Origin of the sequence: Oribacterium sp. oral taxon 108 str. F0425, from assembly GCF_000214455.1 — a bacterium.
In the GTDB taxonomy this organism is placed as follows: Bacteria; Bacillota; Clostridia; order Lachnospirales; family Lachnospiraceae; genus Oribacterium; species Oribacterium asaccharolyticum.
The window spans coordinates 1,410,326-1,426,171 of sequence record NZ_AFIH01000001.1 but is presented as its reverse complement, the minus strand read 5'-3'; the positions used below and the strand labels follow the sequence as shown (position 1 = coordinate 1,426,171).

Here is a 15,846-nt window from a genome sequence, read left to right as displayed (position 1 = left end):
AAAAAACAGGTGCTCCGAAAGGAACACCTGTACTGTATGGTTTAAATTACTTCGCAGCCTTAACTTTAGCAGCCTTACCAACACGATCACGAAGGTAGTTCAATTTCGCTCTACGAACCTTACCCTTACGAACTACTTCAATCTTCTCTACGAACGGGCTATGAATCGGCCAGGTCTTCTCAACGCCTACACCGTTACTGGACTTACGAACGGTAAAGGTCTCTCTGTTGGAACCACCCTGAATCTTTAAAACGGTTCCCTCGAAAATCTGGGTTCTCTCTCTGTTACCCTCTTTAATCTTGTTGTATACCTTAATGGTATCTCCTGTGTTGAACGGTGCTAAGGCTTCCTGTCTTAACTGTGCCTGTTCAATTTCTCTAATGATTTCAAAATTTGACATATACAAGTCCTCCAAAACATTCTATGTTCATACACGGTCTCGTCAGCGGAACATATTATAGGGTTATATTTTGTCTTATGACAAAACAGCTCGTATAGAATAGCACAGTCTCTTCTAAAATGCAAGAAAAAATGCTATTTTCCAACACTTCATTATAGTCTTAATAGGTCCATTTAAACTGTTTACTTCTTCGAAAAACAAAAGCAAAAATTTCTTTTCCTACAAAGAAATATACTGCACATAGCATCATTAGAATAAAAAAATCCTTAACACTTGCTGTGTGATGAATCATTCGGGCGTAAAAATGGGAACCTGCCGATAGCGGATTGGTATAGTTCAGATATTCCGGTAAAGAGAGGATACTTCCGGAAAGAAATAAAAACAGATAGCCCACAATGTTGACAAAAGAGGCCATTTTCGTAAAAATGAGGGTTAATGCAGACAGTATATAGGATATCCCCATACAGCCAAAGCACACCAGCACAACAATATAAAAGTATTCAAATCGAAAGGTAAGTTTTATAAACAAAGAGGCTATTCCTATGCAAATACAAGCTTTAACACTATTTAGCAAAAACCAAACCAAGGTTTTCACGCTAATGATTTGCATAATGGAATAGGGTTTAATCATCAGGTTTTGCAAAGTTCCCTGTTGCTTTTCCGTGGATATACATAAAGACGCTTCTGATAAAACACCATTTACCAAAATCCATAAAACATAAGCAAAGAGCTTTTCCTCTTGTTCCCCCTCCGTATTCATGACTATTACAAGTAACAAAAGATCTGTTAATATGCCCACAATATAATCCGGATAATAGCTGGCCGCCTCTATCAGACTTTTTTTGAATTCAGCTTTAATCAGTTTCATGGAAAACCTCCAGCAGCATTTCTTCCAAGTCTCTTTCTTTTTTTCTTATTTCCATAATTTCATGTTTTCCATAATAGCTTTGATAAATATCCTGAAAGCTTCCTCGAACCGCATCACTTTCCAGTTTATTGTCCTTCATATAGGAAACAATATATAAATCCTTGTCTTCGTAATCCGTTTTATCGAATTCATCTACGACTCCATCCTTTAAAATCAGTATTCTGCTTTGAAGTTTTTGTACCACATCCATTTGATGAGAGGTAAGTAATACTGAAATTTTCTCTGTTTTTATAATGGTATTCAATATCTGAATAACGGATAACTTACTCTGTATATCCAGCCCTAAAGTTGGCTCATCTAGGAGTAAGAGCTTTGGAGAAGACATTAGGGCAATCAATAAAGCCAGCTTTTGCCGCATTCCTCGAGAATAAGTCCCTACAGCTTCATGGATTGCTTCTTCCAATTCGAATAGGGAAATATATGTTTTGATTTTCTCGTTCCCGGAATCGATGTTCAGAAGTCCGGAAAAGTACTCAATATTTTGCCATCCAGTAAGATAATCATAAACATTCACACTGGATTCCAGCAAAGCATTTACCTTGGAAAAATACTCCTTGTTTTTATACGTAAAAATGTCTCGTCCGTCCAAGAGTATAGAGCCCGAATTTGCCTGTATCATTCGCAGAATACAGTTAATTAAGGTGGTCTTTCCGGCTCCATTATTCCCCAGCAAACAGACGATTTCTCCTTCATTGATGGAAAAATTCAAATTTTTCAAAACTTCTTTTGCTTTAAAACTCTTCTTCAAGTCTTTGATTTCCAGCATTTACCATCTCCTTGATCAGGGGAATATCATTGGCATAAAATTGAGCCTTTTCACAATGAAATCCCGATATTTGATTCCTATATTCACATCCACCGTAACAGATAGGAAATAATTCACAAGTTTTACACTCTGCCTGTGGCTTATTTCCCATGCCCGGAAAGAGATTTTTTTGAGGTTGTTATGCACTATTTATTATAACAAAATCAGGCAGAAATGAATTTCAAACTGCCTGATTTTAGGGATTTTTTTAAGCTAGGTAGAATTTACTTCTGCACTAGAATTTACTTTTTCAATTTAGCAAAAATGCTATTTTCTTCTCTTTTTCTTAGGCTGAAATTCTTCCGGATTCCTTTCTCTATAGAGCTTATAGAGATCGGGACGAACCTCTTCGGTTAGCTTCAAACTTTCCTCATGTCTCCATGCGGAAATTTTCTTATGATCTCCGGAAAGAAGGACATCCGGAACCGTGAGTCCCTTATATACTCTCGGTCTTGTATACTGCGGATATTCCAAAAGACCGTTCGAGAAGCTCTCCTCCTCGTAGCTCTCTTTCTTGTTGAGCACGCCTTCTCTTACTCTGGAAATGGCATCCATCATAATGGCACATGCCAGCTCTCCACCACTTAAAACATAGTCACCGAGTGACAGCTCCTCAGCGTTAAGAAGCTCCAAAGCTCTCTGATCCACTCCCTCATAGTGTCCGCAAAGAAAAACGATATGACTTTCTCTTGCCAGCTCTTCCGCAATCTTCTGTGAAAATATTTTTCCTCTCGGAGAACAGTAAATTACCTTTGTGGGGTTCTCCTTCTCTTGTAGCTCCGAAAATGCTTCATATATCGGCTCCGCCTGCATGAGCATTCCCGCTCCGCCTCCAAAGGGCGAATCATCGACATGCCCGTGCGGATCTTTCGTATAATCCCGGATATTGATACAGCATAGCTCTATTTTCCCGTCTTCCATCGCTCTTTTCATAATGGAGTGGGAAAATGCGGCTTCCACCTGTTCCGGAAATAAGGTCAGTACAGTAAATTTCATCATAGTTCGAGTAACCCCGGTATGGTATGAATATGGATACGATTGTTCTCTATAGAGTAGACGATGGCAGGAACATGCGGAATCAGATACTCCTTATCCTTTCCTTTTACCACAAAAACCAGATTGGCTCCGGTTTCAATAAGCTCCGAAACCTGCCCAAGACTCTCCTCTCCCTCGACAAAAACCTCCATACCGAGGTAATCTCCGAGGAAATATTCTCCTTCCGCTAAGGAGAGAGCTTCTTCTCTTTTTACATAAAGAGAGTAATCTCTATATTTTTCGGCAAGCTCTATGCTGTCAATCCCCTTTAAACTTAAAAGAACGGTATCCTTATGATAGCGGACAGCGGAAACCTCTCTTTCTTCTCGCTCTTCCTTGGAAATCAGTCCTTTGCTTTCCTTTTTTAAAATAACTTCCTTTAAGGCGGAAAATCGTTTCGGATCATCCGTTGTGGGGAAGATCTTAAGTTCCCCTTTTAAGCCATGAGGCTTTCCTACAATGCCCACTCGTAATTCTTCTAACATAGTTTACCGCTCCTAAAGAAAAGGGCTGTAAAATCAAAGCTTCTTTATGCTCTACAGACTTGTACAGCAATCAAAAATCCTTAGCTTTGCTTTTACAGCGCTTATCAAAACTGCCAGATAAATCTCGCCGATTTTACTGAATATCGATAGATATTCTCTTGTTTTGCTTGGATGCAGCTGCATTCATCACAGAACGAATCGCCTTAGCAATACGGCCTGAGCGTCCAATCACCTTTCCCATGTCCTGCTCATTTACAGAAAGGGTGAGAAAGACTTCTCCTTCTTTCTCTTCCATTTCGGCATGAACATCTTCGGGAAACTGAACCAATGCTTTTGCAATGGTCTCCAGAAGTTCTTTCATTACAGCATCCCCTCCTTGTAGAGTTAGATGTTAAACTTCTTGAGAAGTCTAGCTACGGTTTCTGTCGGCTGAGCACCATTCTGTAACCACTTCTTTGTAGCTTCAGCATCTACCTTAAATACAGTAGGCTCCTTAGTCGGATCATAGTATCCTAACTCCTCGATAAATCTACCGTTTCTCGGGCTTCTGGAATCTGCTACGATTACACGATAGTACGGTGCGTGGATCTGTCCCATTCTTCTTAATCTGATCTTAACTGCCATTTTTTTCTCCTTTGAAAATACACTTGATTTATTTCTTCAGCAATGCTGTTGAAACCGTTTAATGAAATATTCGCCTAATTTCTTACTTTAAATATATCAAATCCTGAATTGAAATTTAGATAAAAATTGTATTTCCGATTCTCTTCATCTATCTTAGAAAGGAAATCCTTTTCCTCCCATGCCCTTCATGCCCATACCGGGAAAACCGCCGCCAAACGGACTGCCGTGCTTTCCTCTTCCTCCGCCGAACTGCTTCATCATTTTCTGCATTTCTTCAAACTGCTTTACCAGTCTGTTTACTTCAGAAATATCCACACCGGCACCGCTTGCAATTCTCTTCTTTCTGGAAGGATTCATAAGCTTCGGATTGGCTCTTTCCTTAAAGGTCATGGACTGAATGATGCATTTTACCTGCTTCATCTTCTTCTCGGAGTCTTCAAGGTCTATTCCCTGCATCGCCTTATTCATCCCCGGAAGCATTTTTAAAATCCCGGCAATTCCGCCCAGCTTTTGTAGCTGGTTCATTTGCTCCATGAAATCATCATAGTTGAACTGCCCCTTGGAAAGCTTACGAACGGATTCCTTCGCCTTCTCTTCATCAATTTCGCTCTGCGCCTTCTCGATTAGAGAAAGGACATCGCCCATACCGAGAATTCTTCCGGCCATACGATCCGGATAGAAGGGCTCAAGATCGACAAGCTTTTCTCCCATACCGAGGAATAAAATAGGCTGTCCGGTCATTGCTTTAATAGATAAAGCGGCACCGCCTCTGGTATCTCCGTCACACTTCGTAAGAATAACACCGTCTACGCCGATATCTTCACTAAAGCTCTGACTGACATTGACCGCTTCCTGACCGGTCATCGCGTCTACGGTAAGGATTGTCCAATCCACCGGAACGGCAGCCTTCATACGCTTTAATTCCTGCATCAAAGCATCGTCAATTTGCAAACGACCTGCCGTATCCAAAATAAGAAGATTATATCCCTTCTCTTTCGCCTCTTCATAAGCTCTTTTGGCGATTTCCTCCGGCTTAACCTGATTTCCCAGACTAAAGAAGGGAATGGAGAGCTTTTCCGCATTGACTCTTAACTGCTCAATCGCTGCAGGCCGGTAAATATCACAGGCAACAAGGAGAGGCTTTCTATGCATCTTCTGGAACTTTCCGGCCAGCTTTGCCGCTGTAGTCGTTTTACCGGCACCCTGCAGACCGACCATCATAAGGACGGTAATCTCACTTTGGGGACGAAGCTTCAGCTCGGTATTTTCCTCACCCATCATCGCCGTAAGTTCATCTTTTACGATTTTAATTACGGTTTGAGCGGGACTTAAGGAAGAAAATACTTCTTCACCGATGGCCTTTTCCTTTACCTTGGCAACAAAGTCTTTTACCAGCTTGAAATTCACATCCGCTTCCAAAAGTGCCATACGGACTTCTTTTAGCGCCAGATTTACATCGTCCTCGGAGAGCTTCCCCTTACCGGATAAACCTTGAAATATTGTACTTAGTCTTTCTGATAAGCTTTCAAATGCCATGCATTATTTCTCCTGCTAATTTCCTGATTTCCTCATCCCCGCTTTGCTCTGCAATCCTCTCCGCCAGTGCACGAATATGCAACCACTTTTTTCCCAGCTGCAGATTCTCTTCCATAAAGCGAAGTTTTTCGTCGGCTTTACTGTACAAGTACTGTGCTGCCTGCCTCGTGATATTCATCTCTATGCCGATTTCCGAGAAGCTCATATCTTCCATTATGTGATAGGCATAGACCTTTTTCTGGTTTTCCTTTAAAAGCCCCGAGTAAAGCAGGAATAGATTTCCTTTTTCTACAAATTCATCCATAGCACACCTCGCTGCAATAAAATAACAAAAAAAAGAATAGCTGTCAAGTATTTTTCTTGACAGCTATTGGGTTCACATCGACCAAAAAAACTGCTACGCTTAAAAAGTTTAACTTTTCGGGGTCACATCAAAGAGCCGGCAGATTTTTTTGAACGGGCAGGTTATTTACCATTTTCAAAATGAACTCTTAATACCATTAATCTAAATATTAGAACAGTATTCAGAATAGCCGCTAATATAAGACCAGCTCCAACCCAAAGCAAATCTATCGCAAACCCTATAATGAAACATACGCTCCATTTCATAATTTGCTTACCACAAATGATGCATAGTTCTTTGCTTTTATTGGATATATTTTCGTCAAGATCATGTCCAGTTAAATATCGAATTGCTCTGCCGTTCGCTCTAATAAATAGAATACCTATAATCAAATAGAGCAAAACCATCTGAGAACAAATCTACTGCTCTCATAAACGAATCCCTCTAATTTTGTTTAGGAAGCAAAATAACAATATCACCTATCTTATTCACCATCAATAAATTCAATTCTTTCTCATCACGATCAAGAGCCTATCGATTTATACCTTCTGACACCAAATTTAAAGAATAAGCAACACGGAATTAAAAAAATAAGGGATAGCAATGGAAACCCAATATAATACACTTCCGATTTTCTGCCAATTAGATACAACAAAGGATAATATTGAAACAACGCCAGCGGTATGATGTAGGTAAGAATGGATAAGACAGTCTTCCCATAAATGGAAAACGGATATTTGCCGTATTCCTTTGCTCCATACGTAAATAAATTTAAAAAATCTAAATCCTGTACAGTGAAGAAAGTAAATGTCGCCTTAAACAAAAACATAGAAAAAAACAAAATGCTTCCACAGACAACCATTAGAACAAGGGTGATTATCTTTTTATAGTCCCATTGAATAGCAGATCTCCCTATTGCATATGCAAGCGTTCCTACAGACTGAATCAACAGCCCTATACGTGTAAAATCCACACTCGGAGCCAGTACTTGGAGTACAACATTGCCCGGTCTTACTAATGCTCTATCAAATTCACCATTTCCAAGTATGCTACCAAATCTTGCTAATCCGCCAGCAAAAGCTTCACCAATTGAGAAAGACAAAACCACAATCGCATAACACAAAATTACATCGGTATAGTTAAAACCATATATCTTGTCCACATGTTCAAAGATAAATTCGATACTGAATAATCCTGCAAAGGCTGTTATAAACTGACCTAAAACTGTCATGAAAAAGGATATCTTATATTGCATTTGACTTTCTAAATTCAATATCATCATCCTTAGATAAACTCTCATTGTGTTTATCCTCCCTGAACAACTACATGCTTTATTGAATGATTCATCAAAACCTTTCCAATTAAAATTAAAATAAGCATCCATAAAATCTGCATAGCAATTCCTTTTAAAATTTCTGTACCGGTAATATTTCCACTATAGATTAGTAACGGAGTGCTCTGCATAGACGAAAAGGGAAGATATTTCACTACAGCGAATACCTTTTCAGGAAAAAAGTTATCGGAATCATTCCTCCTGATAGAAATGAGCTTACTGCTGTAACTATAATCTTTATCCCTCGTTGAGCTATCGTATAAAACAATGTAATAAACATTATCATGGCAAACGCTACTACAAGTCCCAGTGCAAGAATGACAGAAACAATAAATGCAAATACCTGTAGAACGCTCATAGGAAACTGCAGTCTATATGGTTCCGGGAGTATTATTGCTATCAATAACACCGGGATGCAAGTTATCATTGTAGATGTGACTCTATTGGCTACGGCCTGAGAATACCATTTTCCATATAGATCCATAGGCCTTACCAGTTCATATGCTACAGCGCCATTATTAATAACACTATATATCTCTCCATCATACGCAACTACAGCAAGCATATTCATTACAATTCTTTTTACCCAAACGTAGGAGACAATTTGAGAAAACGTCATAGGCAGTACATGCCCCGCAGAATTATACAGTGCCATATAGATCATCAGTTCCAACAATACCCATACTATATTGGAAGCTATAGCGCCAAATGTAACCATCCTATACTGAATATTGTTTATAAGGCGAATTCTAAATACTAATAAATACTTCTTCATATCTGATACTCCTTATAGAGTCTTGCGACCATTTCCTCCGCCGATATATCAGATACTTCCAAATCAATTAGTTCAGTCTCTCGAGACAAATACGCAATTCCTTCAGAAACAGAAATCATCTTAGGGTCTAATGAGATTCTTAATTTATCTTCTTTTTGTTCTAGGAAATTCATCCCTTCACATAGTTCAGGAGTCTTTCCATGGTGTTTGATTATTATCTCTTTCTTATCCGAGACTCTTTTTTTCAGTTCTTCAATGCTTCCATCCAAGAGAATTTGGCCTTTGCCAATTAACATTACACGATGTGTTAATGCTTCAATGTCCTGCATGTCATGTGTTGTTAATATAACGGTAGTTCCCTTTTCTGCATTGATTCTTTTTATGAAATCCCTTACTGCCAACTTAGATATCGCATCCAAACCAATGCTTGGTTCATCCAAAAAAAGAATCTTGGGATTATGTAATAATGATGCTACAATTTCACATCTCATTCGTTGACCAAGACTAAGATTTCTAGCAGGCGTTTTTACTATTTTCTCTAAATCCAGTAGCTGGCACAATTCCGATACATTCTGTTTATATGTACGACTATCTATATCGTACATATCCTTAATCAATTCAAAACTATCAATGATTGGAATATCCCACCACAACTGGCTTCTCTGCCCAAACACAACCCCGATGTTTTTAACATATGATTTTCTGTCTTTCCATGGAACATAGCCATCCACAATACAATTGCCTTTATCAGGAGTCAGAATTCCGCACAATATCTTTATAGTGGTACTTTTGCCGGCACCATTAGGTCCTATATAGGCAAGAATTTCTCCATCATCAATTTTGAAGCTGATGTCATTAAGAGCTCTTACAGTATCCTGTTTACGGGAAAATAAAGCTTTAACAGCGTTATGAAAGCCCGCCTCCCTTTTAGCCACTTTATAAACTTTCGTAATATGTTCCACTTCAATCATGGTAATCTCCTACCGTGTATTTTTATAAAGTTTTTGAGATATTTTGTGATCGTAACTGTTTCTCATTATAACAAAATCAGGCAGAAATAAAATTTTATACTGCCTGATTTTGGATGTTTTTTAATATTTAATTTACTTCTACAATAGATTTTATTTTTTTAACTTAGCCGGAAGAAATCTCTAAAAGGCAAAAATATCCTCCACATATTTTTTGGCATCAAAGCGCTTTAAGTCTTCGATCTTTTCTCCCTCTCCCACATACTTTACGGGAAGTCCGAGTTCCGCCTGGATGGAAATGGCCATGCCGCCTTTTGCTGTGGAGTCCATTTTACTTAAAACCACGCCGGTGACCTGAGAGCAGTCTTTGAACATCTTGGCCTGGCTCATCGCATTTTGTCCGGTAGTGGCATCGAGAACCACCAGTGTCTCTCTATAGCCTTCCGCAAATTCCCTGTCAATAATACGGTTAATCTTCCCGAGCTCTTCCATCAGGTTTTTCTTGTTATGCAGTCTTCCTGCGGTATCAATGATTAAAATATCCGCATTCTTTGCCTTAAAGGATTGTAAAGCATCAAAAACCACGGCAGCCGGGTCTGAGCCCTCTTTTTGGTGAATACAGTCCACCCCTACACGATTTCCCCATTCTACAAGCTGTTCAATCGCACCGGCGCGGAAGGTATCGGCAGCGGCAAGGATGACTTTTTTCCCTTTTTTCTTTAAGTGGTAGGCGAGCTTTCCGATAGAAGTGGTCTTTCCGACTCCATTTACGCCGATTACGGAAATGATACTCTTTTCTTTTTCAAAATTATAGTAATCCTCATCCACTGACATGGTATCCAAAAGATAATCCTTTAAAATCTTCTGGACATCCTTAGTAAGATTTACGCCCTTTCGATCCGCCTCGCGCTTCACCGCATCAATAATCCGCATACAGCTTGGATAAGAAACATCACTTTGAATCATAGCCTCTTCCAGCTCTTCGTAAAATTCCTCATCGGCAACCCGATCCGACTGAAAGAGATTATTTAAAATTTTTGAGAAAAAATTCGCCATAGCTACTCCTTATACCATAGTTTTATATCTAATTACTTATTGCAAATGCTCTTCCACTAAATCCATTTCGATATAGTTATTGCAAATGTTCTTCCACAAGGTCCACGGAGACCAAAGTGGAAATGCCTTTTTCCTGCATGGTGACGCCGAAAAGACGATCGGCACTTTCCATGGTTCCTCTTCTATGGGTAATCACGATAAACTGCGTGTTTTTTGTTAAATGATGCAGGTACTTCGCAAAGCGCACCACATTGGAGTCATCCAGTGCCGCCTCAATCTCGTCCAGAAGACAGAAGGGGGAGGGCTTCAAGCTCTGCAGAGCAAAGAGCAGGGAAATGGCAGTTAAAGCCTTTTCTCCGCCGGAAAGCTGCATCATATTCTGCAGCTTCTTTCCGGGAGGCTCCGCAATAATGGAAATGCCGCTTTCCAGCAGGTCCTCACTGTCATCAATTTCGATTTTTCCGCTGCCTCCTCCAAAGAGTACACGGAAAACCTCATTAAAGCGCTCTTGAATCTTGTGGAAGTTCTCATGGAACTGCTTTCGCATCCCGCTGTCCAAGTCCTTAATAATCTCTCGAAGCGATTCCTCCGAGCTAATCAGGTCTTCCACCTGTTTCCGTAGGAATTCATAGCGTTCTTTTACCTCGGTATATTGCTCAATACTATCCAGGTTAATGGAGCCTAGTCCCTTCATTTCCGCCTTTTTCTCTTGAATAATAGAGGGAAGTGCGGGATTATCGGAAAGATTTTCATCGAAATACTGCTTTGCCTGACTGACCCCGATTCCGTAGTCTTCAAAGAGCTGTGACGCGGATTGGGCAGACTGGTCTTCCAGTTTTTCCTTCTGATGCTCCAGTCGAAGCTGTTCTTTCTCAATTTGCAAGAGTTCTTCCTGGATTCCTTCTTTTTCTTTGTAGAAGCGCTTTTCTTCTTCTGCGATTTCCGCCCTTCTATTCTTTAAAGCGCTAAGGCTTTCTTTTCTTTTTTCTTCCTTTTCAAGTAGTGCGCGAATCTTATCTTCCAAAGCATGAATCTGATTTTGGTCCTTTTCTACCGAGCCGGCAGTATTTTTATTTTCCTCTTCCAAATCCATCTGGTCCGTGAAGTTCTTTTCGAGCCTTTCTCCGTAGTCATGAAGTTGTTCGGTTAAGAAGTCAACTCTTGTAGAGAGAGTTTGCCTCTCTGCATTGACTGTACCTTGGAAGGTTAGGAGTTTTTCCCGATATAGCTTATCCAGACTCAGGATTTCTTCTCTTTTTTCCGCTTCTATAGAGGATAGTTCCTGCAATGCGTCCTCTTCTCTTCGTAGAGAAGCCCTTTTCTCCCCTTCTTCCCTTTCCATAGCTTTCAGCGTCTCCACGAGCTCGTCAATTTCCCTCTTTCTACCAATAAGAGATGAGGAATTTCGGTAAGCTCCACCGGAAAGAGCACCGCCGGCCTGAAGAAGTTCTCCGTCCAGGGTGACAATGCGAAGACTATGTTTATATTTTCGAGCAATGGCTAGGGCATTGTCCAGATTGTCAACGAGAAGAACCTTGGATAAAAGATAGTTCTCGAGACCCGCGCAAGACCTCGGTACCTCTACAAAATCGGCAAATACGCCAATCAGCCCCTTTTCTCCTCGAACGCTGTCATAACGTCCGTCTCTTTCCTTTCGAATCGAACTAAGAGGTAAAAAGGTTGCCCGACCGAGTTTCTCTCTTTTCAGCTTCTCCAAGAGACGCTTTGCCGTCGCTTCCTCTTCCGTAACAAGGTTTTGCAGACTGCCAGAAAGAGTGGTTTCCAGTGCAAGTTCGTACTCGGGTTTGGTTTTTAAAACATCGGCTACTACACCGATTAGCCCTTTTTCCCGCTCTTTCTCCTGCATACACTTCCGAACAGCCTGTCCGAAGCCTTCATAGCGCTCGGCAAGATTTTGCAGGTTTTCCAGCTGAATTCTGTGTCTTTCCTTTTGGTGCAAGAAATCCTGTAAGCTTGCTCTTTTATCCGTAACCGTCTTTTCCGCGTCCGCCCTTTTCCTTTGCAAATGAGAAAAGGCTTCCTGCTTTTCCTCTCCCTCTTTTTTTAAGGCGCGAATTTCCGTTTCGATTGCATGGAAATTTTTCGCGTCCTCAGACGAGGCCTCCGCATCTTCCTTCTCCTGTATTCCCTCATCAAAGTCAAAGTCGGGATAAAAGGTACTTCGGATGATTTGCTTGGCTTCCGAAATAGTGGAGTCAATCAGCTGAATATCAAGCTTCACCTTCTCTTCTTCCGTGTTAAAGAGGAGAAAGCTTTGAAACTTCTTCTTCATGGAAAGGAGTGCAGAAACCAAATCCTCCATTTTCCCAATGGAAGACGATGCCTCTTCCTTTAAGGCATTGACTCTTTCCTGAAAATGCCTCGACGAGCTTTCTTTTCCGGAGATAGCCTCCTTTAAACGGACAATCTCTTCCTCGAGCGTTTTTTTCCTGCTCTCGTCCTCCTCGTTTCCGCGGCTGATTTCCTGCTCCTTTTCATCCAGTAAGAGGAGCTCTTCCTCCAAGCCCTTAAAGGACTCGGAAAGCGCATTTTGCTTTTTGACTTCTGCTTCGATAGTGGCCTTCAGATCTTTTTCCGCCTCTTCCAGCTTCTGTAACAGCTTTTCCGTATCCTGCAGCTTTTGCAAAAAATGCGTTGACTCCAGTACTACAAGCTCATCACGGAAGCTCAGATATTTTCTGGCCTTTTCGGATTGCTTTTCCAGAGGGCCTACCTGCTTTTCGAGCTCGGAGACAATGTCCTGAATGCGTTCCAGATTCGCTTGCTCTTCTTCCAGCTTCTTTTCGGCGATGTCCTTCCTTCTTTTAAACTTGACAATCCCCACCGCCTCATCAAAAAGGGCTCTTCTTTCTTCCGCCTTACCGGAGAGAATTTTATCAATTTGTCCCTGTCCGATTAAGGAATAGCCCTCTTTTCCGATTCCGGTATCATAAAAAAGCTCATGAATGTCCTTTAAACGACATTCTGAACCATTTAAACGGTATTCCGACTCCCCTGAACGATAGAGCCTTCTACTGACGGTGATTTCCTCATAGGGAAGCGATAGTGCATGATCACTGTTATCAAAGGAAATGCTCACGGAGGCATAGTTTTGCGGTCTTCTTGTTGCGGTTCCGGCAAAAATCACATCCTGCATGGAAGCACCACGAAGCTGTTTTACCTTTTGCTCACCCAAAACCCAACGCACAGCATCGGAGATATTCGATTTTCCTGAACCGTTTGGGCCCACAATTCCCGTAATGCCCGGGGAAAAATCCAGTACGGTTTTATTCGCAAAGGATTTAAAGCCCTGTACCTCAATAGATTTTAAATACATCCCCTGTTTCCGCCTTTATTTTTTCTAAAGCAAAGTATGCTGCATTCTGCTCTGCCTTTTTCTTGGAGCTTCCTTCTCCCATACCGTACTCCGTGTCTCCCAGATACACCATTACGCGATAAAAGCGGTCATGAAATGGCCCGGATTCCTCCAAAAGACTGTAATGAAGAGGAAGGTGCTTTGCCGTAGAATATTCCTGCAGCATGGTTTTGGCATCCATTTGCAGTTGCTTCTTCTCGATATCATTTAATAGATTTTTCTTTACAAAACAGCTTGCACTTTCAATACCGCTATCCAGGTAAATGGCACCGATAATCGCTTCCAGTGTATCGGAAAGCACGGAATCCCGGTATTGGATTCCTTCTCTTCCCTCGCCCTTTCCCAGCACAATGTGCTCCGAGAGCTTGAGAGCCTTGGCAACGGCGGCAAGCGCGGGTTCACAAACCAGTGCAGCACGGAGCTTCGTCATAAGCCCTTCCTGCATGGCTGGCTTTCTATGATAAAGTACGGTACTGGAAATAAGCTCCAGCACGGCATCCCCCAGAAATTCCAAACGCTGGTTGGAGGCTTCCTTGGCCTCTCCCATTTCATTGGAGTAAGAGGGATGAATTAAGGCGTGCTGCAGCAATTCTCTGTTTTGAAAATGATATTCCAAACGCTCTTCCAAGGCGGAAAGCGCCTCTTCCTTCTCTGTCATTTTACTGTCCTAATGCCTTTAAAATAGCCTTATGTGCCTCTCCGACAGTCTTAATCTGGTAGCTCGCCTCTTCCGGAATTTCAATCCCGAACTCGTCTTCAATACCCATAACGATCTGTACCACATCTAAGGAATCGGCATTTAAGTCTTCCACAAAACGGGTGTCTTCCGTGATATCCTCTTCCTTAATATTCGTTAATTCGTGGCAAATAATCTTCTTTAACTTCTCTAATTCCATCTTTATTCCTCTACTTCCTTAAAATCGATAGCCTCCGCTATTTTCTTTGTCAGCTTCTTTTCCGCAAATTCCTTTGCTTGCTTGATAGCCGTTGTGACTTCCTTACCGTCCGTATTTCCGTGCACCTTGATTACCAGTCCCTTAAGTCCCAAAATTGGTGCTCCGCCGTACTGCTTTGCATCAAACTTTTTGAGTCTCTTCTTTAAGGGCTTCTTTAACATCAGGGCCGCAAGAAGTGCCAGAGGACCGCTGTGTTTCATGGTGTCCGTAATCTCCGAAAGGAGCATCTTTCCGACACCCTCGTACATTTTCAGAACGACATTTCCTACAAAGGCATCACAGACAACAACCGAACAGTTTCCTTCTACAATGTCTCTGGCTTCCACGGAACCGATGAAGTTATAGTCCGTGTCCTCCTTTAAAATCTGCATGGCAGCTTTCACAAGGCTGTTTCCCTTTTCTTCTTCGGCACCGATGTTGACTAAACCGATACTCGGATTTTTAATCTGCAGCATTTCCTCCATATAAATTGCGCCCATCTTGGCAAACTGGTGCAGCCATTCAGGCTTGGCATCCACATTTGCCCCGCAATCCGTAAGGAGACAAACTCCGTTCTTAGTCGGAATGAGCGCTGCAAGGGGCGGTCTGTAGACACCCTTTTCTCTTCCTACAACGAGTTGCCCTCCGGCAAGCACCGCTCCGGTAGATCCGGCGGAGATGAAGGCATCGGCCTCTTCATTTTTCACAGCCAGCATTCCGCGAACAAGGCTCGAATCCTTTTTTCTTCGAATCGCCATAACCGGTGATTCATGAATACTGATATTTTCACTGCAGGGAACAATCTCGATCCTCTCCGGATCATAGCTGTAGGGAGACAATTCCTGCTTTAGGACTTCTTCCTCTCCAAAAAGAAGGAGCTTCATTCCTTCTTCTTTAAGACTTTCCACTGCGCCCTTTACCATGGCTTTTGCGCCTAAATCGCCACCCATAGCATCTATCGCAATACGAACCATATTTACCCCTTTTTACGCTATAAAATAGGATACAAAGAGCCCTTTCCGACTCTCTTATAGCAACAAGAGTTATGATAAATTATTCGCCCTAAACTGTCAACTTGCCAAGAGCGGTACGAAAGAGCGTAAAAAGAGGTCTAAAAAACTAGGAGTTCGGGGTTTCTGTTCATTTTCATTATCTTTACTTATTTCAGTGATTTTTGGAGTAAAAGTAAAGATAAATTGGAGTTTAAGATAAAAAAAGTAAAGATATAGATAAATTGTCTTTTACTT

The 15,846-nt window shown here is 41.4% G+C and carries 17 protein-coding genes; all 17 read right to left on the bottom strand.

Annotation, left to right across the window (positions count from 1 at the left end):
• Positions 1 to 46: 46 nt before the first annotated feature.
• Positions 47 to 400 carry a 50S ribosomal protein L19 gene (gene rplS, locus HMPREF9124_RS06745; RefSeq protein WP_009429342.1) on the bottom strand — a complete coding sequence of 118 codons (354 nt, stop codon included), beginning with the start codon at positions 398 to 400 and terminating at the stop codon, positions 47 to 49.
• 160 nt (positions 401 to 560) lie between these two features.
• Positions 561 to 1,268 (bottom strand): ABC transporter permease, encoded by a 708-nt coding sequence (locus HMPREF9124_RS06740; protein ID WP_009428030.1) that lies wholly within the window; start codon positions 1,266 to 1,268, stop codon positions 561 to 563.
• Positions 1,255 to 2,094 (bottom strand): ABC transporter ATP-binding protein, encoded by an 840-nt coding sequence (locus HMPREF9124_RS06735; protein WP_009428396.1) that lies wholly within the window; start codon positions 2,092 to 2,094, stop codon positions 1,255 to 1,257. The genes HMPREF9124_RS06740 and HMPREF9124_RS06735 overlap by 14 nt, the downstream gene beginning before the upstream one ends.
• 306 nt (positions 2,095 to 2,400) lie before the next feature.
• Entirely contained in the window at positions 2,401 to 3,132 is a 732-nt protein-coding gene (gene trmD, locus HMPREF9124_RS06730) for a tRNA (guanosine(37)-N1)-methyltransferase TrmD (protein WP_009428896.1), read from the bottom strand.
• On the bottom strand, positions 3,129 to 3,653 hold the full coding sequence (gene rimM / locus HMPREF9124_RS06725; protein WP_009429555.1) for a ribosome maturation factor RimM: 525 nt from the start codon (positions 3,651 to 3,653) through the stop codon (positions 3,129 to 3,131). The genes trmD and rimM overlap by 4 nt, the downstream gene beginning before the upstream one ends.
• A gap of 133 nt (positions 3,654 to 3,786) precedes the next feature.
• Positions 3,787 to 4,014: a KH domain-containing protein gene (locus tag HMPREF9124_RS06720; RefSeq protein ID WP_009428061.1), complete on the bottom strand. Its 228-nt coding sequence runs from the start codon at positions 4,012 to 4,014 to the stop codon at positions 3,787 to 3,789.
• 23 nt (positions 4,015 to 4,037) lie between these two features.
• Positions 4,038 to 4,277, bottom strand: coding sequence for a 30S ribosomal protein S16 (rpsP, locus tag HMPREF9124_RS06715; protein ID WP_009534306.1), 240 nt, complete (start codon positions 4,275 to 4,277; stop codon positions 4,038 to 4,040).
• Between the two features lie 153 nt (positions 4,278 to 4,430).
• The gene (gene ffh / locus HMPREF9124_RS06710) at positions 4,431 to 5,813 is read right to left on the bottom strand and encodes a signal recognition particle protein (protein ID WP_009429106.1); all 1,383 of its coding nucleotides are present in this window, start codon (positions 5,811 to 5,813) and stop codon (positions 4,431 to 4,433) included.
• Positions 5,803 to 6,117 carry a transcriptional regulator gene (locus HMPREF9124_RS06705; protein ID WP_009428284.1) on the bottom strand — a complete coding sequence of 105 codons (315 nt, stop codon included), beginning with the start codon at positions 6,115 to 6,117 and terminating at the stop codon, positions 5,803 to 5,805. The genes ffh and HMPREF9124_RS06705 overlap by 11 nt, the downstream gene beginning before the upstream one ends.
• A gap of 562 nt (positions 6,118 to 6,679) precedes the next feature.
• Positions 6,680 to 7,435 carry an ABC transporter permease gene (locus tag HMPREF9124_RS06695; protein WP_242821610.1) on the bottom strand — a complete coding sequence of 252 codons (756 nt, stop codon included), beginning with the start codon at positions 7,433 to 7,435 and terminating at the stop codon, positions 6,680 to 6,682.
• Positions 7,436 to 7,643: 208 nt separating this feature from the next.
• Positions 7,644 to 8,264: an ABC transporter permease gene (locus HMPREF9124_RS06690; RefSeq protein WP_009429418.1), complete on the bottom strand. Its 621-nt coding sequence runs from the start codon at positions 8,262 to 8,264 to the stop codon at positions 7,644 to 7,646.
• Positions 8,261 to 9,235, bottom strand: coding sequence for an ABC transporter ATP-binding protein (locus HMPREF9124_RS06685; protein WP_009428598.1), 975 nt, complete (start codon positions 9,233 to 9,235; stop codon positions 8,261 to 8,263). The genes HMPREF9124_RS06690 and HMPREF9124_RS06685 overlap by 4 nt, the downstream gene beginning before the upstream one ends.
• Before the next feature lie 180 nt (positions 9,236 to 9,415).
• On the bottom strand, positions 9,416 to 10,288 hold the full coding sequence (ftsY, locus tag HMPREF9124_RS06680) for a signal recognition particle-docking protein FtsY (protein WP_009428076.1): 873 nt from the start codon (positions 10,286 to 10,288) through the stop codon (positions 9,416 to 9,418).
• Positions 10,289 to 10,364: 76 nt separating this feature from the next.
• Positions 10,365 to 13,625, bottom strand: a complete 3,261-nt coding sequence (smc, locus tag HMPREF9124_RS06675; RefSeq protein WP_009428545.1) for a chromosome segregation protein SMC — start codon at positions 13,623 to 13,625, stop codon at positions 10,365 to 10,367.
• Positions 13,606 to 14,322 (bottom strand): ribonuclease III, encoded by a 717-nt coding sequence (gene rnc, locus HMPREF9124_RS06670; protein WP_009427981.1) that lies wholly within the window; start codon positions 14,320 to 14,322, stop codon positions 13,606 to 13,608. Before rnc ends, smc begins: the two co-directional genes overlap by 20 nt.
• Position 14,323: 1 nt before the next feature.
• Complete coding sequence (gene acpP / locus HMPREF9124_RS06665; protein ID WP_009427958.1) at positions 14,324 to 14,560, bottom strand: acyl carrier protein; 237 nt, start codon at positions 14,558 to 14,560, stop codon at positions 14,324 to 14,326.
• Positions 14,561 to 14,562: 2 nt separating this feature from the next.
• Positions 14,563 to 15,573 carry a phosphate acyltransferase PlsX gene (gene plsX, locus HMPREF9124_RS06660; protein WP_009428658.1) on the bottom strand — a complete coding sequence of 337 codons (1,011 nt, stop codon included), beginning with the start codon at positions 15,571 to 15,573 and terminating at the stop codon, positions 14,563 to 14,565.
• Positions 15,574 to 15,846: the final 273 nt, after the last annotated feature.

Coding starts and splice junctions, on each gene's coding strand:
- rplS (WP_009429342.1), bottom strand. CDS start 400: ATGTCAAATTTTGAAATCATTAGAGAAATTGAACAGGCACAGTTAAGA.
- HMPREF9124_RS06740 (WP_009428030.1), bottom strand. CDS start 1,268: ATGAAACTGATTAAAGCTGAATTCAAAAAAAGTCTGATAGAGGCGGCC.
- HMPREF9124_RS06735 (WP_009428396.1), bottom strand. CDS start 2,094: ATGCTGGAAATCAAAGACTTGAAGAAGAGTTTTAAAGCAAAAGAAGTT.
- trmD (WP_009428896.1), bottom strand. CDS start 3,132: ATGATGAAATTTACTGTACTGACCTTATTTCCGGAACAGGTGGAAGCC.
- rimM (WP_009429555.1), bottom strand. CDS start 3,653: ATGTTAGAAGAATTACGAGTGGGCATTGTAGGAAAGCCTCATGGCTTA.
- HMPREF9124_RS06720 (WP_009428061.1), bottom strand. CDS start 4,014: ATGAAAGAACTTCTGGAGACCATTGCAAAAGCATTGGTTCAGTTTCCC.
- rpsP (WP_009534306.1), bottom strand. CDS start 4,277: ATGGCAGTTAAGATCAGATTAAGAAGAATGGGACAGATCCACGCACCG.
- ffh (WP_009429106.1), bottom strand. CDS start 5,813: ATGGCATTTGAAAGCTTATCAGAAAGACTAAGTACAATATTTCAAGGT.
- HMPREF9124_RS06705 (WP_009428284.1), bottom strand. CDS start 6,117: ATGGATGAATTTGTAGAAAAAGGAAATCTATTCCTGCTTTACTCGGGG.
- HMPREF9124_RS06695 (WP_242821610.1), bottom strand. CDS start 7,435: ATGATATTGAATTTAGAAAGTCAAATGCAATATAAGATATCCTTTTTC.
- HMPREF9124_RS06690 (WP_009429418.1), bottom strand. CDS start 8,264: ATGAAGAAGTATTTATTAGTATTTAGAATTCGCCTTATAAACAATATT.
- HMPREF9124_RS06685 (WP_009428598.1), bottom strand. CDS start 9,235: ATGATTGAAGTGGAACATATTACGAAAGTTTATAAAGTGGCTAAAAGG.
- ftsY (WP_009428076.1), bottom strand. CDS start 10,288: ATGGCGAATTTTTTCTCAAAAATTTTAAATAATCTCTTTCAGTCGGAT.
- smc (WP_009428545.1), bottom strand. CDS start 13,625: ATGTATTTAAAATCTATTGAGGTACAGGGCTTTAAATCCTTTGCGAAT.
- rnc (WP_009427981.1), bottom strand. CDS start 14,322: ATGACAGAGAAGGAAGAGGCGCTTTCCGCCTTGGAAGAGCGTTTGGAA.
- acpP (WP_009427958.1), bottom strand. CDS start 14,560: ATGGAATTAGAGAAGTTAAAGAAGATTATTTGCCACGAATTAACGAAT.
- plsX (WP_009428658.1), bottom strand. CDS start 15,573: ATGGTTCGTATTGCGATAGATGCTATGGGTGGCGATTTAGGCGCAAAA.